This is a genomic window from Kribbella aluminosa, assembly GCF_017876295.1.
GTDB lineage: Bacteria > Actinomycetota > Actinomycetes > Propionibacteriales > Kribbellaceae > Kribbella > Kribbella aluminosa.
This window is the reverse complement of sequence record NZ_JAGINT010000001.1, coordinates 3129984-3153672: the sequence shown is the minus strand read 5'-3', so window position 1 is coordinate 3153672 and position 23689 is coordinate 3129984. Positions and strand designations below refer to the sequence as shown.

General features: G+C 70.0%; 18 protein-coding genes. 13 read left to right on the top strand and 5 right to left on the bottom strand.

Annotation, left to right across the window (positions count from 1 at the left end):
• On the top strand, positions 1 to 699 hold the full coding sequence (locus JOF29_RS15090) for a GntR family transcriptional regulator (protein WP_209694824.1): 699 nt from the start codon (positions 1 to 3) through the stop codon (positions 697 to 699).
• Positions 700 to 702: 3 nt separating this feature from the next.
• Here JOF29_RS15090 and JOF29_RS15085 read toward each other — a convergent pair whose 3' ends face one another.
• Genes JOF29_RS15085 through gabT form a run of 4 tightly spaced genes read right to left on the bottom strand, consistent with a single transcriptional unit; the run spans position 703 to position 5811 of the window.
• Positions 703 to 1890: an acyl-CoA dehydrogenase family protein gene (locus JOF29_RS15085; protein ID WP_209694823.1), complete on the bottom strand. Its 1188-nt coding sequence runs from the start codon at positions 1888 to 1890 to the stop codon at positions 703 to 705.
• Entirely contained in the window at positions 1887 to 3053 is a 1167-nt protein-coding gene (locus JOF29_RS15080; RefSeq protein ID WP_209694822.1) for a CaiB/BaiF CoA transferase family protein, read from the bottom strand. Before JOF29_RS15080 ends, JOF29_RS15085 begins: the two co-directional genes overlap by 4 nt.
• On the bottom strand, positions 3029 to 4489 hold the full coding sequence (locus tag JOF29_RS15075; protein ID WP_209694821.1) for an aldehyde dehydrogenase family protein: 1461 nt from the start codon (positions 4487 to 4489) through the stop codon (positions 3029 to 3031). The genes JOF29_RS15080 and JOF29_RS15075 overlap by 25 nt, the downstream gene beginning before the upstream one ends.
• Positions 4486 to 5811, bottom strand: coding sequence for a 4-aminobutyrate--2-oxoglutarate transaminase (gabT, locus tag JOF29_RS15070; RefSeq protein ID WP_209694820.1), 1326 nt, complete (start codon positions 5809 to 5811; stop codon positions 4486 to 4488). Before gabT ends, JOF29_RS15075 begins: the two co-directional genes overlap by 4 nt.
• Positions 5812 to 5910: 99 nt before the next feature.
• Here gabT and JOF29_RS15065 point away from each other — a divergent pair, with 99 nt between their 5' ends.
• From JOF29_RS15065 to JOF29_RS15055, 3 genes are all read left to right on the top strand, one after another.
• Positions 5911 to 7362, top strand: coding sequence for a PucR family transcriptional regulator (locus tag JOF29_RS15065; protein ID WP_209694819.1), 1452 nt, complete (start codon positions 5911 to 5913; stop codon positions 7360 to 7362).
• Positions 7363 to 7462: 100 nt separating this feature from the next.
• A complete protein-coding gene (locus JOF29_RS15060; RefSeq protein WP_209694818.1) occupies positions 7463 to 8107 on the top strand; it encodes an FMN-binding negative transcriptional regulator in 645 nt (214 codons plus the stop codon).
• Positions 8104 to 9201 carry a C45 family autoproteolytic acyltransferase/hydrolase gene (locus JOF29_RS15055; protein WP_209694817.1) on the top strand — a complete coding sequence of 366 codons (1098 nt, stop codon included), beginning with the start codon at positions 8104 to 8106 and terminating at the stop codon, positions 9199 to 9201. The genes JOF29_RS15060 and JOF29_RS15055 overlap by 4 nt, the downstream gene beginning before the upstream one ends.
• 44 nt (positions 9202 to 9245) lie before the next feature.
• Here JOF29_RS15055 and JOF29_RS15050 read toward each other — a convergent pair whose 3' ends face one another.
• Positions 9246 to 10373, bottom strand: a complete 1128-nt coding sequence (locus JOF29_RS15050) for a serine hydrolase domain-containing protein (protein WP_209694816.1) — start codon at positions 10371 to 10373, stop codon at positions 9246 to 9248.
• Positions 10374 to 10563: 190 nt separating this feature from the next.
• On the opposite strand from JOF29_RS15050, the gene JOF29_RS15045 reads away from it, so the two are divergent.
• The 9 genes from JOF29_RS15045 (at position 10564) to JOF29_RS44480 (ending at position 23078) form a co-directional block, all read left to right on the top strand.
• Entirely contained in the window at positions 10564 to 11580 is a 1017-nt protein-coding gene (locus JOF29_RS15045) for a LacI family DNA-binding transcriptional regulator (RefSeq protein WP_209694815.1), read from the top strand.
• A 264-nt stretch (positions 11581 to 11844) separates the two neighbouring features.
• Positions 11845 to 12852: an ABC transporter substrate-binding protein gene (locus JOF29_RS15040; protein ID WP_209694814.1), complete on the top strand. Its 1008-nt coding sequence runs from the start codon at positions 11845 to 11847 to the stop codon at positions 12850 to 12852.
• A gap of 2 nt (positions 12853 to 12854) precedes the next feature.
• Positions 12855 to 13907 (top strand): FecCD family ABC transporter permease, encoded by a 1053-nt coding sequence (locus JOF29_RS15035; RefSeq protein ID WP_209694813.1) that lies wholly within the window; start codon positions 12855 to 12857, stop codon positions 13905 to 13907.
• The gene (locus tag JOF29_RS15030) at positions 13904 to 14965 is read left to right on the top strand and encodes a FecCD family ABC transporter permease (protein WP_209694812.1); all 1062 of its coding nucleotides are present in this window, start codon (positions 13904 to 13906) and stop codon (positions 14963 to 14965) included. Before JOF29_RS15035 ends, JOF29_RS15030 begins: the two co-directional genes overlap by 4 nt.
• Positions 14966 to 14978: 13 nt before the next feature.
• On the top strand, positions 14979 to 15818 hold the full coding sequence (locus tag JOF29_RS15025) for an ABC transporter ATP-binding protein (protein ID WP_372446285.1): 840 nt from the start codon (positions 14979 to 14981) through the stop codon (positions 15816 to 15818).
• Between the two features lie 10 nt (positions 15819 to 15828).
• Positions 15829 to 16908: a C45 family autoproteolytic acyltransferase/hydrolase gene (locus tag JOF29_RS15020; RefSeq protein ID WP_209694811.1), complete on the top strand. Its 1080-nt coding sequence runs from the start codon at positions 15829 to 15831 to the stop codon at positions 16906 to 16908.
• Entirely contained in the window at positions 16905 to 20096 is a 3192-nt protein-coding gene (locus tag JOF29_RS15015; protein ID WP_209694810.1) for an amidohydrolase family protein, read from the top strand. The genes JOF29_RS15020 and JOF29_RS15015 overlap by 4 nt, the downstream gene beginning before the upstream one ends.
• A gap of 324 nt (positions 20097 to 20420) precedes the next feature.
• Positions 20421 to 20738, top strand: a complete 318-nt coding sequence (locus tag JOF29_RS15010; RefSeq protein ID WP_209694809.1) for a hypothetical protein — start codon at positions 20421 to 20423, stop codon at positions 20736 to 20738.
• Positions 20739 to 21155: 417 nt separating this feature from the next.
• The gene (locus JOF29_RS44480) at positions 21156 to 23078 is read left to right on the top strand and encodes an HNH endonuclease signature motif containing protein (RefSeq protein WP_209694808.1); all 1923 of its coding nucleotides are present in this window, start codon (positions 21156 to 21158) and stop codon (positions 23076 to 23078) included.
• Positions 23079 to 23689: the final 611 nt, after the last annotated feature.

The window sequence follows — 23689 nt, the reverse complement described above, 5'->3', positions numbered from 1 at the left end:
ATGCCGTTGCCAGGCGGCGACAAGTTGCCGATCCGGGTCAATGCCCAGGACATCGCGTACGAGCGGCTGCGGGACTGGATCGTCAACGGCCCGCTGGAACCGGGCGAGAACGTCCGCGACACCGACGTCGCGGAGATGCTCGGCGTCAGCCGTACGCCGGTCCGCGAGGCGCTGATCCGGCTCTCCCAGGAGGGGCTGGTCGAGATCGCGCGCGGCCGCAGCACGCGGGTCGCGGATCTCCAGTTCGACCGCGCCGTGCACCTCTACGACCTCGGCGGGGTGCTGGACGCGCACGCCGCCGAGATCGCGGCGACCACCCTCGGCGGGCCGGAGCTGACCAGCCTCCGCGCGATGGTCGACGAGATGGCCGACCAGCAGGACGTCGCCCGCGCGCAGGAACTCGACGAGCAGTTCCACGACGTGTACTACCTGGCTGCGGGCAACCCGGTGCTGATCGGTTACCTCGAACAACTCAAAGTCGAACTCCGCCGGATCGAACGCGCCGCCTTCCGCGACGAACAGATCCGCAAGGAGGCGTACGAGGAACACCTCCTGATCCTCGGCGCGCTCGAATCCCGCGACCCCGACGCCGCCCGCGAAGCCGCCCTGACGAACTGGCGCAACTCCTGGGCCCGCATCAAGGCCTGGATCGAGCCCCGCACCGGCGCCGTCCACGCGGAGCACGGCCGGATCGCCTGAGCATCACCGGAAGGCCGGAATCCCGGTCAGCGCCTGCCCGACGGTCAGCGTGTGGATCTCGGCCGTCCCCTCGTACGTCAGCACGGACTCGAGGTTGGTCAGATGCCGGATCACCGGGTACTCCAGGGAGATGCCGTTGGCTCCGAGGATCGTCCGGGCCGTGCGGCAGATCTCGAGGGCCTTGCCGACGTTGTTGAGCTTGCCGGCGCTGACCTGAGCCGGCCGCACGCCCGACGAGTCCTTGAGCCGACCGAGGTGCAACGCCAGCAAGGTGCCCAGGGCAAGCTCCTGGTTCATCCGGGCAAGCTTCTCCTGGGTGAGCTGGAATCCCGCGATCGGCCGGCCGAACTGCTGCCGGGTCAGTGAGTAGTCGAGGGCGGTCCGGAACGCGGTCCGTGCAGCCCCCATCGCACCCCAGACGATTCCGTACCGGGCCTCGCCCAGGCAGGACAGCGGACCGCGCAGCCCGGTGACACCCGGCAGTGCCGCCGACTCCGGGAGCCTGACCTCGTCCAGCACCAGTTCACTGGTCACCGATGCTCGCAGGGACAGCTTGTGCTCGATCGGATGGGCGGTGAACCCCGCGCTGTCGGTCGGTACGACGAATCCCCGGATGCCGCCGTCCTCGCCCGCATCCGCCCACACGATCGCGACGTCCGCGATCGAGCCGTTCGTGATCCAGGTCTTCGTACCGGACAGGACCCAGTCCGCACCGCTGCGCCGAGCCCGCGTCCGGAGCCCGGACGGGTCCGACCCGTGATCAGGCTCGGTCAGCCCGAAGCAGCCGATCGCCAGCCCGGCGGCCATCCGCGGCAGCCACTCGGCCTTCTGCTCGTCGCTCCCCCAGCGCCACAGCGCGTACATCGCCAGCGACCCCTGAACGGAGACGAGCGACCGGATACCCGAGTCGGAGGCCTCCAGTTCGAGACAGGCGAGGCCGTACTCGACCGCGCTCATGCCGGCGCACCCGTACCCGTCCAGATGCATGCCGAGTACGCCGAGGTCGCCGAGCGCCTTGGTCAGCTCGCGGATCGACGGCAGGTCACCGGCCTCGAACCACTCGGCCACGTGCGGGTCGACGGCCGAGTCACAGAACTGGCGGACCGAGGCGCGCACGTCCTTCTCGTCGCTCGACAGCAACGTGTCGATGGCCAGCAGGTCGTACTGCTCGGCCGGCGCTGCAGCGGTCACAACATCTCCTTCGTGAGCCCGAAAACGGCCCCGGTATCGGCGCCGAGGGCAGGTGGTGGTGTCGGCGGACGAGTGGAGTACGCCGTCCAGCGGATCGGCGGACGTACTTGCCGGGTATGCCCGGGGCCGACGTCGACGACGGGATCGAGCCCGACCTGCTGGGCGAACGCGAGTGCCTCCGGGATCGTGTTCACCCTCCCCGCCGGAACCTTCGCCCGGGTGAGGCGCTCGACCCACGCGGCGGCCGAACCGGTCCGCAGTCGCTGCTCCAGCAGCTCGGCGAGCGTGTCCCGATGACCCACCCGATCGGCGTTACCGGCGAACCGCGGGTCGGTCGCCAACTCCGGCAGCCCGAGTACGCCGGTCAGCCGGGCGAACTGCGCATCATTGCCGCAGGCAACAGCGACGACACCGTCGGAACACCGGAGCGTCTCGTACGGCGCGATGCTCGGATGCCGGTTCGCCAGCCGCTGCCCGGGACGACCGGTCTCCAGCGCGGCCTGGACCTGGTTGACGAGGCCGGCGAGCAGGCTGCTCAGCAACGAGACCTCGATCCGGTCGCCGCGGCCGGTCCGGCGGCGCCCCTCGAGCGCGGCCAGGATCCCGATCACCGCGTCCTTGCCGGTCAGGACGTCGACCAGGGCGACACCCACTTTCGTCGGCACGCCGTCCGGGTCACCGGTGATGCTCATCAGTCCACCGACGGCCTGGACCACGAAGTCGTAGCCGAGCAGGCCATCTGGTGCCGCGCTGCCGAATCCGCTGATCGAGCAGTAGACGACGCCCGGGTTCCCGGTCGACACGGCGTCGTACCCCAGGCCCAGCCGCTCCATCGTGCCCGGCGCGAAGTTCTCGATCACCACGTCGGCGTCCTGCGCGATCCGGAGCGCGGTCGCACGATCCACCGGATCGCGCAGATTCAGCGCGATCGAGCGTTTGGTCCGGTTCACACACTCGAAGTACGTCGATCCGTGCGCCGACCACGGCGGGCCCCAGGACCGGGTCTCGTCGCCGCTGCCGGGCCGTTCGACCTTGATCACGTCCGCTCCGAGGTCGGCCAGCGTCATGGTCGCCAACGGCCCCGCGAGCACTCGGGTGAAGTCCGCCACCCGGATCGAGGCGAGCGGCGTACCGAGCGTCACCCGTCCCGCCTCAGATTCCATGGGTTCGCCTGCTGCAGCGCCGGCGGGAGGGCCGCGTCCGGAACGTTCTGGAACGCGACCGGCCGGGTGAAGCGCTCGAGTGCCCGCGCACCGACGCTGGTCGTCCCAGGTTCACTGGTCGAGGGCCACGGGCCGCCGTGGTGCATCGCATCGACGCAGGCGACACCGGTAGGCGCACCGTCCACGACCACCCGGCCGACCTGCCCCGCGAGTACGGCGACCACTCGGGCGACATCGGGATCGTCGGCGCCGCCTCCGTACACGGCTCCGGTCAGCGACGGCTGCATCCGGCGTACCACGTCCAGTACCTCGTCGAGGTCGTCGCACTCGGCGACCAGCGCGACCGGGCCGAAGCATTCCTCGAGCCAGGAAGAGCCCGGCTGCAGGCGATCCGGGTCGACCCGCAAGGCGACCGGACCCACGCCGTACCCGCCCACCGCCGAGGGTCCTTCGGCCAGCAGTTCGGCGCCGTCCGCCATGGCCGCAGTGCCGGAGCGGTACGCCGTGGCGATCCCGTCGGTCAGCAACCACGCACCCTGGCGGTCCCGCACGGACGCGGCCACCGCCTCCGTCACGCCGCTCCCGCGCGGCGCGAGCAGCAGGCCCGGCTTCGTGCAGTACTGCCCGACGCCCAAGGTGAACGACGCCGCGAACTCTTCCGCGATCGCCGCCATCCGCGCAACGCCGGCCGGCGTGACGACCACCGGGTTGACCGTGCCCATCTCGGCGTACACCGGGATCGGGCGGGAACGGCGCCGTGCCTGCTCGACGATCGCCTGCCCACCGCGCAACGAGCCGGTGAACGCGACCGCCGTGATCGCCGGATGGTCGACGAGCGCGGTACCGGCGTCGAAGCCGACCACCAGGCCGAGTGTCCCCGACGGTGCACCGGCCCGTGTCAACGCGTCGACGGCGATCTCGGTCAGCCGGACGCTGAGCCGCGGATGCGCGGGGTGAGCCTTCGCCACGACCGGGCATCCGGCGGCCAGGGCGGAACACGTGTCGTGCCCGAGAACGCCGAACTGGAAGGGGAAATTGCTCGCACCGAAGACCGCGACCGGTCCCAGCGGGAGGTTTGCCCGCGACAAGTTGACGCCCGGGAGGGTCTGCACGATCGGCCGCAACCAGTCGCCGGCTTCACCCGCAGCCGCGTAGTACCGCATGTTGACCGCTGCGCGGGTCAGCTCGCCCCGGAGCCGGACCTCGCCGAGTGCGGTCTCCGAGTCCGCCAGCGCCACGAGCTCGTCGACCGCGTCGTCGAGCGCGTCGGCGACAGTGTCCAGCCACCGCCTGCGCTCCGCGGGATGCGCCGTACTCACCGCAGGGAACGCCGCATCCGCAGCCTTGACGTGGACATCGACGCCGTCGGGCGAGGTGTACGGCGGCCCGTCGACGGCGGCCCCCGTGCGCGGGTCGTGGCTCAGCTCGATCGTCATGCGTACTCCTCGATGGCTTGGGTCAGGACGCCGAGACCTTCCCGGAGCAGGTCGTCGTCGATGACCAGTGGCGGCAGGAGTCTGACGACGTTCCCGTAGGTCCCACAGAGCAAGGTCAGCACACCTTCCCGGTGACAGTGCGCACTGATCCGCGCGGCGACCTCCGCCGCCGGTTCCAGCGAGCCTGGTACGGCGAACTCGACGGCCATCATCGCGCCGCGGCCCCGCAGCTCGACCGCGTGCGGAGCCGCGTCGGCCACCGGTCCGACCACGTCCCGGATCGTCGCCCCGATCCGCTGGGCGGCACCGACCAGGTCGCGTTTCGCCACTGCCTCGAAGACACCGAGCGCGGCCGCACACGCGAGCGGGCTGCCGGCGTACGTGCCGCCGATGCTCCCGGGCCGCGGCGCCGCCATGATGTCGGACCGGCCGGTCACGGCGGCCAGCGGAAGCCCGCCGCCGAGGGCCTTCGCCGTCACCACCAGGTCCGGCTCCAAGGCGTCGTACTCGCTCGCGAAGAGCCGCCCGGTCCGGGCGATCCCGGTCTGGATCTCGTCCGCCACGAACACGATCCCGTGCCGCCGCGCGATCTCCTGCACGCCCGCCAGGAATCCTGCCGACGGTACGACGAATCCGCCCTCGCCCTGGATCGGCTCGATCACGACCGCCGCGACGGTCTCGGGCCCGACGCCGGCGAGCAGTTCCTCGAGTGCCGACAGCGCCTCGGCGGTCGCGTTCTCCGCCCCGGTCGGCCAGCGCAGCGGATAGGCCAGCGGAGCGCGGTACACCTGCTCGGCGAACGGACCGAAGCCGGCCTTGTACGGGACATCCTTGGCGGTCATTGCCAGCGCCAGCAGACTGCGGCCGTGGAACGCGTGCTCGAAGACCACGACACCGGGACGTCCGGTCGCGGCCCGGGCGATCTTCACGGCGTTCTCCACCGCCTCCGCACCGGTGCTGAACAGCGCGGTCGTCTTGGGATGCGCGCCCGGCGTGTGCTCGTTCAGCCAGGCGGCGACCTCGACGTACGACTCGTACTCCGTCACCAGGAAGCACGTATGGGTGAAGCGATCCAGCTGATCGCGGACCCGCTCGACCACCTCCGGCGCCCGGGCGCCGACACTCGTCACCGCGATGCCACTCGCGAGGTCGACGAAATGGTTGCCGTCGACATCGACGAGGACACCGCCGTCGGCCCGCTCGACGAACACCGGCAGGGTGCTGCCGAGCCCCGGTGGGAGATGCTGCTCGCGGTACGCCTGCAACGTCCGTGACCGGGGGCCTGGAACCTCGGAGACCAGCTTCCGCCGCTGTTCTGTCATGCCGTCAGCGTACGAGCGGAGGCGTTCGCGGCACTGTGGACGATATGCTCAGGTGGTCCGGACAGCTGGACGAATCGCCCACATATCGCGAGGACCGTCATGCCCAAGCTCGCCGACCTGGCCAAGGTGCTCGGGACCGATCTCGAGCTAGTCAACGAGTGCGACCTGCCCGCGACCGAGCTCGGTGCGGTCCACATCAGCGAGCTCCAGGATCCCACCACCTACCTGTCCGGCGGCGAGCTCCTGCTCACGACCGGCATGCCGTTGAGCGGACACGCCGGCCAGGCCAGGGCGTACGTCGCGAGACTGGCACGGCACGGCATCAGCGGTCTCGGGTTCGGGCTGGGTCCCGTGCACGCCGAGGTCCCGGTCGCCGTCGTCCGGGCGTGTGACGCCGCCGGTCTGCCGCTGTTCCGGGTCCCGGCCCCGACGCCGTTCCTGGTGATCACGCGCGCCTATTGGGAGCTCCAACTGGTGGCGGGCCGGGCCGAGCTGAGCCTCGCGCTGAACGCGCACCGGGCGCTGATCCGGGCAGCGGGCGAACCGGATCCGGCGCGCGCCATCGTCCAGCTGCTCGCCCAGTCCACCGGCGGCTGGGCGGCGTACCTCGACGCGGACGGCACGCCGCTGGAGGTGTGGCCGGACGCCGCGCGGCCGCGCGCCGAGCGGATCCGGCAGGAGATCGACTGGCTCCGAGGTGCCGGCCCGCATTCGGCGGCGACCTTCCCGTTGGACGACGAGGACGTCGTCGCGCACCCACTCGCCGGCCAGAACAAGGTGCGCGGATTCGTTGCCACCGCCTGGCCGCGCGACGCCCGGCGCCCGGACGAGCAGGTCGTCCTGGCAGCCTGCGCGCTGCTGACGATGCGACTGGAGCAGCGCCGTGAGTCGGTGAGCCGGCACCGCACCGAGCGGCACTGCCAGGTTCTGCTCGCCCTGGCGGGACACACCGACGCCGCTCAGGTACTCGGCTCCGAGATCGGGTCGCGGCTGCCGGCCGCCGTCCGCGTGATCGTCGCAGGCCCCACGACCGCCGTGAGCGCCGACGATCTCCTCGACCGATGGGCTCGGCAGCCGGTCGTACTGCGGTCCACCTGGCTCGCCCAGCAGGACGACTGCCTGTGGATCCTGGCCCGCCCGGATCACACGACCGCCGTACTCGAGACACTCCGCGGTCTGGAACTGCAGGACGTCAGGATCGTCGCCGGACCGGTCGCGGCCCTGGACGCGCTACCGACGCATCGAATGTTGCTGGCGGTGGCGCTGGCCCGAACGGCGCCGGGCGAGATCCACGATGAGCGCCGAGGGTCGCGAGCCACCGACCAGATCGATGCTCTGCTGGCGCATTCGCGCAGCGATCTGATCGGTGCCGTCGTCGCGTACCTGCGCTGTGCGGGGCACTGGGACCGCGCGGCGGCGCTGCTCGGCGTACACCGCAACACGATGCGGCAACGGATCACCAACGCCCAACGGGTCGCAGGCATCGACCTGGACGACGCCGACCAAACCAGTCAACTGTGGCTCGCGCTACGAGGTCGGGGCCTCGCGTAGGCAAAAAGCTGCGCGAATGCGTCGACGTGGGCATTTCGTCCATCGCCGACGGGCAGCGGTCCGGGTTAGCGTAAGCAGTCCGCGGAGGCAGAGGAGCCCTATGCACGTCTATCCACGGTTCGCGGCGCCGAGTCAGCGTGCCGTTGTCGAGCTCGTCCGGACCCAACCGTTCGCCACCGTGGTCAGCGCCGTCGACGGCCAGCCGCCGGTGGCCTCGCACCTCCCGGTCATCCTTCCGCCGGACATCGACCCGGACGCGCCCCTGGTCGGCCGGACGCTCTTGGGACACATGGGCCGGAAGAACCCGCACTGGGAGCTGTTCCGGACGCCGTCACCCGTCCTGGTCATCTTCAGTACGTCGCACGGCTACGTCTCCCCGCAGGTGTACGACTTCGCGCCTGCCGCGCCGACCCTCGACTACGCAGCCGTCCACCTCACCGGTGAGGTCGAGCTTCTCGAGGGTGAGCAGCAAGCGCTCGAGGTCGTCGAGGCCACGATCGAAGCGCTGGAGTCGAGGCGACCGCGACGGTGGGATCCGTCGCCGTCGCGCGAGTACTTCGAACGCATCGTGCGGGGTGTCGCCGCGTTCCGTATCCGGGTCACCGGCGAGCAGTCGATGTTCAAGCTCAGCCAGGACATGAGCCCCGCCACCAGGAGCGGAGTCCGGGAAGACCTGGCCGGCGGTCCGCGGACCCATCCCGACCTGGTCGAACTGATGACACGGATGGAGGACGGCACAGCTTGAGAGTCCACCGGTACGACAGCGGCTCGACGCCACCGCTCGATGCCGCGCGGCAGCTAGGCAGGGACTGGTCGGCGGCGATCTCGACGGCAGCGGCCGGCTATCGCGAGCACTACCGGCTGCTCGGGATCGACGACCCCGTCGTACGCCGGGTGGCCCGCTCCTCGCTGGAGGCGACCGCCGCCTGGTGGCCGTCGCAGGCCGACCGGCTCGTCGCGACGGCCGAGGGCGCGGGCATCCCCACGGACGACATCGCGATGCTGACCGCCCGTACCGAAGTCCTCGCCGCGGCGAATGAGTCCGGGCCGGGTGAATGCTCCACTCTCGTAGATCTCGGCTCGTCGGTCGCGTTCCAGACCTGGGACTGGCATCCGCAACTGGTCCCGGAGGCGTTGTGGTGGCGAAGCACCACGGCGGACGGCCAGTGGGTCAAGACCTTCACCGAGCCCGGCATGCCCGCGAAGATCGGTCTCAACAGCGCCGGGCTCTCGGTCAACTTCAACATCCTGCATCACACGTCGGACTCGTCAGCCGGCGGCGTTCCCGTACATGTGGTCGCGCGCCGGATCCTCGAGGAAGCCCGGACCGTCGACGACGCGTGCGAACTGGCCCGGTCGGCGCCGGTGAGCGCGTCCAGCGTCATCACTGTCCTTGCCACCTTCGCCACCCTTACCACCCTTGCCACCCTTGCCGCCGGCAACGAATCGCCCGCGGCGGCCGCGATCGAGATCTCGCCCGCCGGAGTGGCAGCCGTCGAACCGGCCGGCGAATGGCTCGTCCACACCAACCACTTCCTCGACCCACAGCTGCGTGCCGGCGGCGTGATTCCGCCGCTCAGCACCTCAGCGCAGCGTTTCGAGCACCTCGCCGCGGCTCGACCGGCCGCGACAACCGGTTTGGCTGCGCTTGCGGATCAGCTGTGCGGGACGTCGCGTGACTCCGCACCGATCTGCATGAAGGCCGATCCCTCGTTGCCACCGACTCAGCGTTGGCAGACCCTGCTCAGCGTTCGCCTCGAACCCCGCACCGGACGAGTCGAGTACTGGCCCGGCACGCCGTACGACGCCGTCCACGCCGGGCCCTGTCTTCGGTTCTGAGCGAGTCTTCGGTTCTGAGCGAGTCTTCGGTTCTGAGCGAGTCTTCAGTTCTGAGCGAGCTGCTCGGCGAGCTCGATGCATCCGCGGATCGTCGCCTGGGCCAGGTCGTCCTCCCAGGTCTGCCGCCAGGACGAGAACTTCGCGATCACGACCTCGGCCGCTTCGTGGATCATCAGCAACTGCCCGTGGATCCCGAGCGCGAAGTAGATGCCGTCGCGGCGTCCCGGCGTACGGCCGCGGGCCACCCACCACTGGTTGCGGTAGTACGCCGTCGCCATCGGGAGGTACGCCGTACCCCGCTCGCGGAACGCCGACAGCTGGCCCGGCGCGGCGGTGAGCGTATCGGCGACCCACTCCGCGGAGAGCAGCCGTTCGCCGTCCGGCCGGATCCCGTCGCGCCGCAACACCTCCCCCAGCCGCGCCAGGTCGCGGACCGTGCAGCAGAACCCGATGTCCGCAAGCGCGTTGCCGTCCCGATCCACCGTGATCGCGGCCGGGTACTCCGCCCCGAGCCGTGACCAGAGGTACGTCGAGAGCACGTCCGGGAAGCTGCGGCCGGTGGCGCGTTCCGCGAGCATGGCCAGGACGCAGGTGAGAGTCGAGCGGTACTCGAAGTCGCCTCCGTGCGGTCTCGTGCGGCGCATCCGCCAGAAGTGGGTCCGGGAGTTCTCGTCGGCCACGCGTTCGGACGCCGGAGCCCATTGCACGTTCGCGTAGTACGCCCGCTGCTGCTCCAGCGTGGTGATCTCCTCGCGGGTACCGGTTCGCATGTCCAGCACGTCCCGGACCGTGGCGCCCTCCATCCCGGTACCGCGGAACTCGCCGATCAGCTCGGCCACCTCGGCGTCGAGGTGCAGCTCCCCCGCATCCACCACCGCACCGACCGCACTGGCGGACACGGACTTCGACACCGACATCGCCAGGTGCGGGACCCGCTGTCCCATGCCGTGCCGGTACTCCTCGTGCAGCGCGCGACCCCGATGCAGTACGACGAACGCGTCCGTCTGCGAGTCGGTCAGCAAGTCGTCGAGCGCGACCCGCTGCCCACCGGCGGGCGACACGTTCGCTGCTCCCAGTGCGGGGCCCGGACCGTCCTGTGCGGACCAGCCGTCCAGGAACCACGGGGCGTCCGGACCACGGTCGACCGGTGCCGTCGGCACCAGCTCGCTCACGTGCTGAAAGCTTGATCGGAGCTGCGGCCACTGCAGCCAGTTCGCCGGCGTGACCTGCGGGGAGAGGGAGGACACAGGGAATCCGCTCGATTGACGAAACGTTTCGGCATAGCGTAGGAAGGCAGCTCCGCTAAAGTCAACACACTGCGACCGCACCCGTGCGGCGCAGTCCGCACCCAGAGAGCAGCCGATGACCGCACGCCGCACCGTGACCATCAGGGACGTGGCCAGCCACGCCGGTGTCTCGATGACAACCGTGTCCGATGTCGTCAACGGCAAGGGGCGGGTCGATCCGTCCACCCGGCAGCGGGTGCTCGACTCGGTCCGCGACGTCGGCTGGCGGCCGCGGCGCAGCGCACGGGCACTGCGATCCGGCGAGACCGGCATCTTCGCGCTCTGCTTCCCCCGGCGCGAGCACGGCGTACAGGACTGGCTTCTGAACGCGGACTACGACATGGCACTCGTCGCGGCCTGCGCGGCGGCCGCTGTCGACTCCGGCCGTCAGTTGCTGCTCGCACCACGACCGACGGACCTCGAGGATCTCGCCCGGCTCGACGTCGACGGCGTCATCATCGCCGACCCGCAGGAACGCGATCCGGCGCTCCGGATCCTCGACCAGGCCGGCATCCCGACCGTGACCGTCGAGCGGGACATCCGGCGTGCCGACACGTGGTGGGTCGGCACCGACAATGCCGGCGGCGCGACCTCGGCCCTGGACCATCTCGCCGGCCGCGGCGCCGTCCGAATCGCCTTGCTGACCGCGGATGCACGGTGGTCCTGGTTCGCCGACACGACCGCCGCCTATCGGGCCTGGTGCGCCGAGCACCGGCGCAGGCCGCTGATCCGGACCATCGACGCGGACGATCCACGCACGGCCGCCGCCCAGGCGGTGCACTCGCTGCTCCGCCTGAAGAACCCACCGGACGCGATCCTCGCGCTTCCGCAGGGCAGCGCCCTCGGAGTCCTCGATGCCGCCGAGCTGGCCGGCGTCGACGTACCCGCGGATCTCAAGCTGATCGCCGGTATCGACAGCCAGACGCTGCTCGTCTCACAGCCACCGGTCACCGCCATCGACCAGCAGCCGATGCGGATCGCCAAGGCAGCGGTCGAGCTGCTGATCACCCGCGTTTCCGGGGCCGACGCTCCCGGTCCGACCCTGGTCAGCACCGAGCTCGTCGTACGGCGATCCACCGCCGGCGCGCGCTGACCGACGCACCGCGGACACACCGCGGACACACGGCGGCACTGATGCCGTAACGATTCGGCACCTCCGGCTGAGAGAACCGGAACGAACCTCACCGAGTCCTTGACAGCGCGGAAAATCCGGTGCTTCGATGTGCCGAAACGTTCCGGCGCACTCGACGAGCAGCGCGACCGACCCTCCGGTGCCTGTTCCGAACGACAGTCCTCCGCGCGAGCGGTTCGCCCCACCGGCTCGCCTTCGTCCACACCGTGGAAATGAGCGATCGAGATGAGAAATCCGACAGGCCTGTTCCGCCGCCTCCGATCCGGGCTGGCCGGGCTGATGGTCGCGGCCGTCCTGGCCACCAGCGCGTGCGGCGTCGGTACCCAGCAGGCCCCGAAAGCAACGGGCAGCGGCTCGTTCTCCTTCACCGACGACCGCGGCGTCACCGTCACGAAGCCGAAGTCGGGCCTTCGCGTCGTGGCTCAGGAGGACGCCGCCAACGCGCTGATGCACCTGGGGATCAAGCCGGTCGGCATCTTCGGCGGTGCGCCGCTCGGCAGCAACCCGATGCTGAAGGGCCTCGACACCGGCGGCATCGAGTCGGTCGGTGAGGTCTTCGGCGAGGTGAAGATGGAGAAGCTCGCCGCACTGCGCCCGGACGTGATCGTGTCGACGTTCTACACCGGCGACGGAGTCCTGTTCCCGGGCGGCGTCTACGGGTTCCAGACCAAGAAGATGCAGGACGACGCCCAGGCGATCGCCCCGATCCTCGCGCTCGACTCGACCAAGCCGTCGTCCTCGGTGATCCAGCGCTTCTCCGCACTGGCCAAGGCCCTCGGCGCGACCGTGGACAGTGGGCAGGTCGCGACCTGGAACTCCGCGGTCGACGATCTCAAGGCCGCGGTGAAAGCCCATCCCGGGCTGAGGGTCCTCGCCGTCACCCCGGCTCAGGACCAGGTGTTCTTCGCCGTACCCGATCTCTTCCCCGACCTGCTGGACCTGCGGGCCTGGGGCGTCGACGTGATGAAACCGACCGGCAAGCTGGTCAGTTCGTACTACGAGGCCGTCAGCTGGGAGAACGCCGCGAGGTACCAGCCGGATGTCGTCCTGGTCGACACCCGCGGCTACACGCTCGGCGTCGACCAGCTCAAGAAGTATCCGACCTGGAACGAGATCAAGGCGGTCCAGGCTGGCCAGGTCGGCGAGTGGGTCCGGGTGTCGCTGAACTACCAGGACTACACCGCGCGGCTGCAGAAACTGACCGCGATCCTGACCAAGGCCAAGGCTGTCTGACGATGACGGCGATCGTCACCACCACGGCACCCACACCGCAGCGCCACCAGTTACTCGGGGCAACCACACGACCGCTCGGGCTGCTGCTGATCACCGGTTTGCTCGTGGTCGTCCTGCTGGCCAGTCTGACGCTCGGGTCCCGATACATCCCGCTGCAGACGACTGTCGACGCCTTCCTGCACCATGACCACACCAACGCCGAGCAGACGGTCGTCCTGACGCTCCGGGTTCCGCGGACGCTGATCGGGCTGATGGCCGGTGTCGCGCTCGGTCTCGCCGGAGCCGTCATGCAGGGAGTGTCCCGGAACCCGCTGGCCGATCCCGGCGTCCTCGGCATCAACGCCGGCGCCGCACTGGCGGTCCTGATCGGAGTCTTCTTCTTCGGTGCCACGACGTTGAGCGGCTACGTGTGGTTCGCGTTCGCCGGGGCGGGCGTGGCGGTCGTGACGGTCTACGCGATCGCGAGCATCGGCCGGGACGGCGCGACCGCGATCAAGCTCGCGTTGGCCGGTACGGCGATCACCGCGATGCTCGGGTCCCTCACCACCTTGGTGCAGTTGATGGACGTCCGGACGATGGACGCGTTCCGTGCCTGGTCGGTGGGCTCGCTGGCCGGCCGCGGCGCGGACGTCGCGGACGCCGTCTGGCCGTTCATCGTGATCGGCTCGGTGCTCGCCCTGACAACCAGCCGGATGCTCAACGCACTGGCGCTCGGCGATGACGTCGCGAGGGCGCTGGGTGTCCGAGTCGAACGGTCCCGGCTGATCTGCGGCGCTGCGGTGATGATCCTGGCCGGCGCCGCGACCGCCGCGGTCGGACCGGTGGCCTTCGTCGGGCTGACCGTGCCGCACGTCGCGCGGGCACTCGTCGGGCCGGACTACCGGTGGATCCTTCCCTACAGCGCAGTGCTCGCGCCGCTGCTCTTCCTCGGCGCCGACATCCTCGGACGGCTTGTCGTCGCACCGGCCGAGCTCCAGGTCGGCGTCGTGACGGCGATCCTCGGCGCTCCGGTCTTCATCGCCATCGTTCGCCGGAAGCAGGTGCGGTCCCTATGACCCCTATGACCCAGCTCGCCGCGTCCCCCGCGTCGCTCGCGTACGTCACCAAGGCACGCGCCCGCACCACGGGCCGGGTCCGCCGGGTCACCACCGCCCTGGCACTGGCCGTCGTACTCGCCTTCTTGCTCAGCTTGTCCTTGGGCGACTTCCTGGTTCCGATCTGGCACGTTCCCTCGGACGTCGTCGGGTCCGGCGACGCCGCGGAGGTTCTCGTCGTACAGCATCTGCGGTTGCCGCGGGCGATCCTGGCGCTGCCCGTCGGTGCCGCTCTTGGTATGTCGGGCGCCGTGTTCCAGGCGCTCGCCCGGAACCCGCTGGCCAGTCCGGACATTCTCGGCATCACCGCGGGCGGCAGCCTCAGCGCGGTGGTCGGGTTGACGGTGCTGGGCCTCAGCGGCTTGTTCCTGTCGTTCGCGGCAACGGGCGGCGCCCTCGTCACGGCCGTCCTGATCTATGTGCTCGCCTACCGTCAGGGCCTCTCGAGCTACCGGCTCGTGCTGGTCGGGATCGGCGTCGGAGCGATCGCCCTCGCCCTGATTCAGTTCTTCTGGACCAGGGCGCACACGTACGACGCCGCGTCCGCGGCGCTGTGGCTGAGCGGCAGCCTGAACGGCCGCGGGATGGAGAGCATCTGGCCGATTCTGGTGATGCTCGCCGTCGCGGTCCCCGCCACGCTGGTGCTCGCCAAGCGGCTCGGAGTGCTCGAGCTCGGTGACGACACGGCCGCGGCCGTCGGGCTGGCGGTGCAGCGGTCGCGAGCCCTTCTGCTGCTGGCGGCTGTCGCGCTGGCCGGCGCCGCCATCGGTGCGGCCGGCCCGGTGGCGTTCGTCGCCTTCGTGTCCGGGCCGATCGCGCGCCGGCTGACCCGCACGGGTTCGGCCGCCCTGGTTCAGGCCGCGCTGACCGGAGCGGCGCTGGTCAGCGTCGCCGACCTGGTCGGCCGGACCGCACTCTCCAGCTCCGAGGTCTCGGTCGGCGTGATCACCGGGATCGCCGGCGCGCCGTACCTGCTGTGGCTGCTGGCCAGAACGAACAAGTCCGGACGAGGAAACTGAGACAGGAGGGCCGATGACGATCGTGAAGCCCGATCAAGAACGTACGACGGACCGGACGGACAGCCAGCGCCTGTCGGGCCGGAGCATGCGGCTGGGGTACGACGGCGCGGACATCGTGCCGGACCTGGACATCGACATCCCATCCGGCAAGATCACCATGCTGGTCGGCGCGAACGCGTGCGGCAAGTCGACCACACTGCGCGCCTTGGCCCGGCTGCTGAAGCCGCGATCCGGGTCGGTGATGCTCGACGGGCACGACATCCACACGATGTCGACCAAGGACCTGGCGACGAAGGTCGGGATCCTCCCGCAGAGCCCGTCCGCGCCGGAGGGCATCGCCGTCGCCGACCTCGTCTGCCGCGGCCGGTATCCACACCAGAAGTGGTTCCGTCAGTGGACCCCGGACGACGAGCGCATCGTGGCCTGGGCCCTGGAGGCGACAGGTACGGCGGAACTCGCGGATCGCGGCGTCGACGAGCTCTCCGGCGGCCAGCGGCAACGCGTCTGGATCGCGATGGCGCTGGCGCAGGAGACCGGCGTACTGATGCTCGACGAACCGACGACGTACCTCGACGTGCATCACCAGATCGAGGTGCTCGACCTGCTGGTCCGGCTGAACCGCGATGCCGGCCGGACGATCGCGGTGGTGCTCCACGACCTCAACCTTGCCTGCCGCTACTCGCACCACCTGATCGCGATGCGAGAGGGCAGGATCGTCGCCGAGGGTGCGCCGGGCGAGGTCGTGACCGAGGACCTGGTCCGGTCCGTCTTCGGCCTGGAGTCGAAGGTCGTCCAGGACCCGGTCTCACACACGCCGATGGTGGTCCCCATCGGCCAGCACCTCTCGTTCTGACGGAGGCGGCATGTCGCTGAACATCCACGTGTCCACCACCACCGACCCGGCCGGGCGCGGCCGGGAGATCGGCAGCCGGTGGCGTGACCGGATCCAGGCCACCGCACGCGACTACGACTGGCTCTTCCAGGCGGCCGGGCTGGACGAGCCCGCGGTACGCCGGATCGCCGGCGAGTGTCTCGACGCGTTGCACACCTGGGAGCCTGAGCTCGCGACCGAGATTCGCGGAATCGCCGCCGGCGCCGGCCTGCCGACCTGGCGGGCCGCCGCGCTGACCGCCCGGACCGAGATCCTCGTCCGGGGAAAGATCGCCGGCCTGAAGGAGTGCACCACCGCCGCACTCGCCGTACCGGACCGGCCCCCGCGCGTCCTGCAGACCTGGGACTGGATACCGCAGGCCGAGAACTTCACGATCCTCCGGTACACCTCGACTGCCGGCCTCGGAGTCGTGACCTTCGCGGAGAACGGGGTGGTCGGCAAGGTCGGCGTCAACAGCGCTGGGCTCGGGGTCCTGTTCACGCTGCTCTGCCACAGCTCCGACGGCACCACCACGGGAGTGCCCGTCCATGCCGTCGTACGGCGCGTACTGGACAACGCCACCACCGTCGCGCAGGCGATCGAGACCGCCCGGTCGGCACCGGTCACGGCCTCGGCGGCGCTCACCGTGGTGACCTGGAACGGCGGCCGCTGCGACGCCGCGGTCGTCGAGCTGTCCCCCGCGGGATCGGCCGAGCTACGGCCGGTGGGCGACGGCTATCTCCTGCACACCAACCACTTCCTGGACCCCGAACTGGCCACCGGCGACCGCCTGGTCGCCGTCGGAGACGACACAGTGCCACGCCTGGCGGCGCTGCGACGGCTGAGCACCGCTCTGACCGGGGCAGATCGCACCGCGTGGGCACGCGGGCTGGTCTCGCACTGGGAGGACGGTGCACCCATCTGCGCGCATCCGCGGGCCGATGCCGACGTGACGAATCGATGGGAGACGAAGATGATGCTCACCTTCGACCTGACCAGACCCAGCCTGATTGTGCAGGAGGGGAAGCCCTGCCAGGTGACGGAGTCCCGCTGGCTGGAGTTCGCGGCATGAGCGGCTGGGACGTCACGGACACCGGGCAACCAACGCACGAGGTCTCGTTCTCCACGAACGAGGGGACCTGGATGTCGGTCAGCGTCAGCCCGGACGGGCAGAGCATCGTCTTCGACCTGCTCGGCACCCTGTACGCCGTTCCGGCGGCGGGCGGCCGCGCCACGGCGCTGCGTACAGGTCCGACCATGGACCGGATGCCGGTCCACAGCCCTGACGGCACACAACTCCTGTACCTGAGCGATGCCGACGGCTACGACAACGCCTGGCGCTGCGACGCGGACGGCTCGAACCACACCCAGCTGACCTTCGAGACCCACGACATCCTCACCGAACCGATCTGGGGACCGGACAGCCGCAGCATCGTTGCCCCCCGCATCTTCCGTGCACATCGGAAGCTGTTCTCCTCGCAGATCCGGCTGTACGAGCACGGGTCCGGAGAGGGCCGCCTGCTGGTCGACGTACCGGCGAGCGGCCGCGACGTACTCGAACCGGCGCTGTCCCCTGACGGCCAGTGGCTGTACTACGCGGAGCGCCTGGTCCGGCCGAACCTGTACGTCGACGCCAACCACGCCAACTTCGCGATCAAGCGGCACCGGTTCGCGGACGGCCGGGTCGAGACGGTGGCCGGCGGCTTCGGAGGCGCCATCCGGCCGTGCCCTTCGCCGGACGGGCGGCGGCTCGCGTTCCTGCGCCGGGTGAAGGAGAAGACGGTGCTCTTCTGCCTCGAACTCGCCACCGGTGAGCAACGGCCGGTCTTCGACGGGCTCGACCGCGACAACCAGGCCGTGTGGGAGATCCAGGGCAACTACTACCCGCGCTTCTCCTGGTTCCCCGGCAGTACCGAAGTGGCGATCTGGGCCGGCGGAGCGATCCTGCGCGTCGACGTCGAGACCGGGCGGGCCACGCCGATCCCGTTCGAGGCGACGTACCGGCAGACGCTGACCACACCGGTCCGGCCCCGGCACGATCTCGCGCCGGCGGAGGTCCGGGTCCGCGCGATCCGGCACCTCGCCTTCCCGCCCAAGGCGCAGACCGCGACGCTGGTGGCGCTCGGGCGGTTGTGGCGCAGCACCCTGGACGACACCGCGCCCGTTCCGATCGGCGACCACGCTCGGCATGCCGCGGAGCCGGCGTACAGCGCCGAAGGTGATCGGGTCGTGTACGTCGAATGGGACGACGAGCGCGGGAGCAGCCTCTGCCTGACCGACCACGAGACCGTCGATGTCGTGACAACGACGACCGGTGTCGTCCGGCAGCCGTCGTTCAGCCCCGACAGCACCAAGCTGGTGTACCGGATCCAGCCGCACGACGTACAGCTCGGTGGCGCCAGGATCCGGCCCGGGGTGTACGTCGTGGAGGTCGCCGGCGGCGAGCCGCGGTACCTGACGCTCGCGGATGACGCGCCTTCCTTCGGCCCCGGCGGCGACCGGGTCTATGCCGTCGCCACCGACAGCACCGCCGGTGAACCTGCCGAGGTGCTCTTCAGCGTCGACCTGGACGGGAAGGATCGCCGGGAGCACGCCCGCACCGCCGACGTCGACACCTACGAACTCCGGCTCAGCCCGGACGGACGCTGGCTCGCGTTCCGGTCACAGCACCGCTACTACCTCGTCCCGTACCGCGACACCGGCCACGTCATGCCGGTGACCCCCGACACCACGGAGACCATCTGCTTCCAGATCGCCGATCACGGTGGGCAGGCACTGACCTGGGCTCCGGACAGCCGCACCCTGCACTGGTGCGTCGGTCCGGCGATCTACAGCCTCGAGATCGGTACCCACGGCCCGGTCGGCGAGCCCAGGGTGGCCGTGGTCGACCTGCGCGTTCCGGCCGACGTACCGGACGGGCGGATCGCCCTCGTCGGCGGCACCGTGATCACGATGGCCGGTGACCTCGTGCACTCCCCCGGGACAGTCGTTGTCGAGGGCAACCGAATCGTCGCGGTCGGCGACACCGGGTCGACCGAGGTTCCTTCTGGCGCCAGGGTGATCGACTGCGCGGGTAAGACCCTGATGCCCGGCCTCGTCGACGGCCACGGTCACATCGACGGCGCGGCCGGAGACGGCGTCACGCCGCAGAAGCAGGCCTCCCGGTTCGCGGCGCTGGCGTTCGGGGTCACGACGAACTTCGACCCGTTCTCCTCGGAGCTGCCGAACTACGAGAGCGCCGAGCTCACCCGGGCCGGGCTGATGACCGGACCGCGCTGGATCGGTACCGGGAGTGCGATCCACGGCCGAGACCACAACTTCTTCCATCTCCACACACCGATCGCCGAGTACGCCGACGCCGAACGGATCGTCGGTCAGAAGAAGCAGCTGGGGACGATCAGCGTCAAGAGCTACAAGTGGCCCGAACGCCGGCACCGGCAGATGCTCGTCAAGGCCGCGCGCGAGCACGAGGTGAACATCGTCGTCGAGGGCGAGACGCACTTCTACAACAACGTCAGCATGGTGCTCGACGGCCACACCAACCTCGAGCACAACTTCCCGGTCGCGACCATCTACGACGACGTCGTACAGCTCGTGAAGTCCTCCGGTGTTTCCAGCACCCCGACCCTCGTCGTCGCCTTCGGCGAGCTGTTCGGGGAGAACTGGGCGTACCAGCACACCGAGGCCTGGCGGGACCCCCGGGTTCGTACGTTCGTCCAGGCCTGTCTGAGTGGCTACAGCCCGCTCGGTACGCCGTACGGTGCGCCGCCGCACGCGCGCGCGATGACCACCATCCACGTCGCCGACGAGCTCTACGACATCGGCGTACTCGCGGTCTCCCGGTCCGTGAAGAAGCTCGACGACGCCGGCGTACGCATCAATGCCGGATCGCACGGCCAGCTCCCCGGGCTCGCCATGCACTGGGAGATGGCGCTGCTCGCCGCAGGCGGCATGAGTCCGCATCGGGTCCTCCGCGCAGCGACCCTCAACACCGCCGAGAGCCTCGGCGTCGGTCACCAGCTCGGCTCCCTGGAACCGGGCAAGCTGGCCGACCTCCTCGTCCTCGACCGCAATCCGCTGGACGACATCGCCAACTCCACCAGCGTCACCTCCACCATGGTCAACGGCCGCCTGTACGACGCCGCCACCCTGAACGAGCTAGCCCCCCGGCAACGCACCCGAGGCCGCTTCTACTGGGAAACCCAGAACACCCTCGGCATCGACTGGTCCGAACCCTGGGGAGGCGGCACCTGCCACTGACAGGGGCTGGGGTACGGCGCGCCCGCTCTGGTTGCCCGCTGGGAACCCTGCGCCGTAGCGAGCAGGGGCAGGGGTACGGCGCGCCCGCTCTGGTTGCCCGCTGGGAACCCTGCGCCGTAGCGAGCAGGGGCAGGGGTACGGCGCGCCCGCTCTGGTTGCCCGCTGGGAACCCTGCGCCGTAGCGAGCAGGGGCAGGGTTCCCAGCCTGCTCTGAAGCCGCATGCTGCGCGGCAAGGGACGCGGCGCCACCGCAGTTGGCCGGCGGCGCGTGTAATGGATCGGTCTCCTGTTCCTGGCGCCGGCCGTTCCGCACACTCGAACTCGATGGCGGTGCCGGCCGGGGCTTGCACTGACCGGCCCGACGCGGAACCCGACCTCGCCCTGCGCCGCGCCCTGCTGCTCCTGCATCCCGGCCGAGAGCCCGAGGTCGTCGAGCAACTGCACCTCGCGATCGACAACCCGAGCACCCGACGCCCGGCGAAGACGGCGATCGCCCTCGGCCGGATGAGTGCCGAACGCAACGACACCGACACTCCACCTACTGCTCGCGTACAACTCGGGCCACGCCCCGTCCGATTCCCGCGCGACTCGGCATACTCCTCATCAACCTCGGCGACCAAGACCGCTCCCGCATCCTGCTGAAGGAACTCTCCCCGAGAACAACCCGGAAGCAGCCACGACGACCGCCAACAACCTCGCCACCGCCTCCCCATCCCCCACCTCAACGCGATGGGCCACCCGAAGCCCAAGCTCGCTCCGGCCAGTACGCAAGGCGCGCAGGCCCGGAATGCCGACGTACTCCACTCCCTGCCCCCGCCACCACTTGGGCGCGAGCGCATCCTTCCAGCCGTGCCCGCAACAGCCTGGACTCCGCCTCCTGCGCCAGGCCAGCACCTTGGTGGAAGTCGCGCCACACCGCGGCCCGCCCGATCTAATGGTTGCCTGAGGCAATATCCACAGGGTCGTCGCGGTCGTGCGAATCTGTGGATAACATTTTCCCTTGTTTTGAAGGGGATCCGGCTTTGAAAACTGTCGGAGGCCGTGTCTAGAGTTTGGGGCATGGAAGACTTCGGCGAGCGGCCACCCGAGCTGATGAGCGAGCACGAGCTCGTGCGCGCCCTCGACGACGCCGACGCCGACCTCGCCCGCCGGCAGACCCGCCGCCTGCGGCTCATCGCCGCCCTCGACAACACCGGCCACGCCGAAAAGACCGGCGCCCGCAACACCACCCAATACATCCAGTACCGCTACCGCCTCGACCACTACCGCGCCCACCGCGACGTCCACCTCGCCCGCGCCCTACCCAAATACCCCGCCGTCACCGCCGCACTCCCCGCAGACCTCCCTGGGGACCTCACCGCCGACGTCGTACTACGCCCCGCCCAAGCCGAAGCCATCGTCCTCGAACTCGAAAAAACCCCCAACACCGTCCCGGTCGCCGACCTGGAATGCGCCGAACGCGAACTCGCCGCCCTCACCCACCTCCCACCCGCCGAACTCCGCAAAGCCACCGTCGCAGCCCGCAACATCCTCGACACCGACGGCCCCGAACCCGAAGAACACAAAGCCGCCGCCCGCGAAACCCTCACCCTCGCCTCCATCGACCGCGGCGTGAAATTCAAGGGCTACCTCGCCAACGAAAACGCCGAACTCCTCCGCACCCTCATCACCACCGGAGCCCGCCCCCACAAAACCCTCGACGGCACCCCCGACCCCCGCTCCCGCGAAAAACGCCAAGCCGACGCCCTCACCACAACCCTGACCCTCGCCGCCACCGCCCTCGACGCAGGCACCCCACCCCCCACCATCCCCCGCCCCACCCCAAACACCCCCAACCCAAACACCCCCACCACAGCAGACCCCCGCACCGCACCAACCCCCACGAACAACGCGTCCACACCCGACCCGGCCCACGATGCAACCGCCGACCCGGGGAACTGGGCGCCAACCCGTATACACGGCACCGGTGCCACGGCGACGACTCCTGCAGGTGCTGGTGTGACAACCCGCTCGGCTGATGACGTGGTACCTGGGTTCGGGGCGAAGGCGAACATCACCGTCACCATCGACCTGCAAGACCTCAAAGCAGCCACCGCGAACGCGATCGGCCAAACCGTCTACAGCAACGGCCTGTCCGCCGCCACCATCCGCCGCCTCGCCTGCGACGCCAACATCATCCCCATCGTGCTCGGCTCACAGTCCGAACCCCTCGACGTCGGCCGCCGCGAACGCCTCGTCACCAAAGCCATCCGCCGCGCCCTGAACACCCGCGACCGCGGCTGCGTCGTCTGCGCAGCACCCCCAGTCATGTGCGACGCACACCATTTGATCTCCTGGATAGACGGCGGCCCGACAGCCCTGACAAACCTCGTCCTGCTCTGCCGCCGGCACCACACCGACCTCCACGCCGGCCACTGGAACATCACCATCACCAGCAACACCGTCCACGTCACCCGCCCCACCTGGGCCGACCCACCACCCCACCCAGGCCCACCCCCGGACACCGCATCACCACCAGCACCAGCACCTGCACCGCCGCCTGCACCAGCACCGGCACCGGCACCGACACCTGCACCGACACCTGCACCAGTACCGACACCACCACCATCACCGGCACCATCACCGGCACCACCTGCATCACCGCCGGCACCATCACCAGCCCCGGCCCCGGCATCACCACCGCCCGGCCACTCCGACGCCGGTCGAACGCCCACGGCCGACGTACGTCTCGATGGGCCAGGCGACGCACGCGGATCCACCGGTACTCCCGGCCCTCGCACCACGACGCGGGCAGCCGAGCCGTGCAACACACCCGCCTCGCTCGCAGCTTCGGCGATAGCAGCACGAACCGGCCGCTGGAAGTCCGACGACACGACCCTCGCGGAGGCAGCGCGGTTCGCGGTCTGGGGCACCACCACCACCCCGGCCGAGACCGGTCAGGAGACCGAAGCCGGCCCAGGCCCGCCGTTCGCCCAAACCTGAGCGGCCCACAGCGCACCCAGGCCCGGACACACAACCGGCGACCCACTCAGAGCCCCGGCCCGAAGCCGGACGAAGCCGAAGGCCAGAGGACGCCGGACGAAACCGGAGGAAGTTCGAGGAAGCCGGACGAAACCGGACGAAGCCGGAGGCCAGAGGCCGGAGGAAGCCGGAGGCCGGAGGAAGCCGGAGGCCAGCCGGACCAAACCGGAGGAAGCCGGACCAGACGGTCAGGGCGAGTGTGCATCTCCGCAGGCACCGCCCGCACCCCGGCTACCCGGGTCCCAACTTGACGGCGGATCCGAGGGCGGTCCCCACCCACCGCTGTCGCCCAAGGCGTTCATCACCGTGTTCAACGCGGGCTGCAATCCGATCAGAAGGCCTCGACGCCGTGCCTCAGCTCAACTGTGAGGCGCCCAGCACGCACTCGCACACCGCGCTCGGCTGCAACCACCGATCATCCACCCTGTCGGCAACCCTCGGATCTGAGGCCGGTCCGTCGCTATGGCCTCGTTTTCGAGCGTCGTCGACACGCATGCCACCGGATCTCATGACCGGCTACGCCTGGTAATAGTCGGTCATGGCATCCAGGCGCAGCCGTCGTCGGGGTGTCT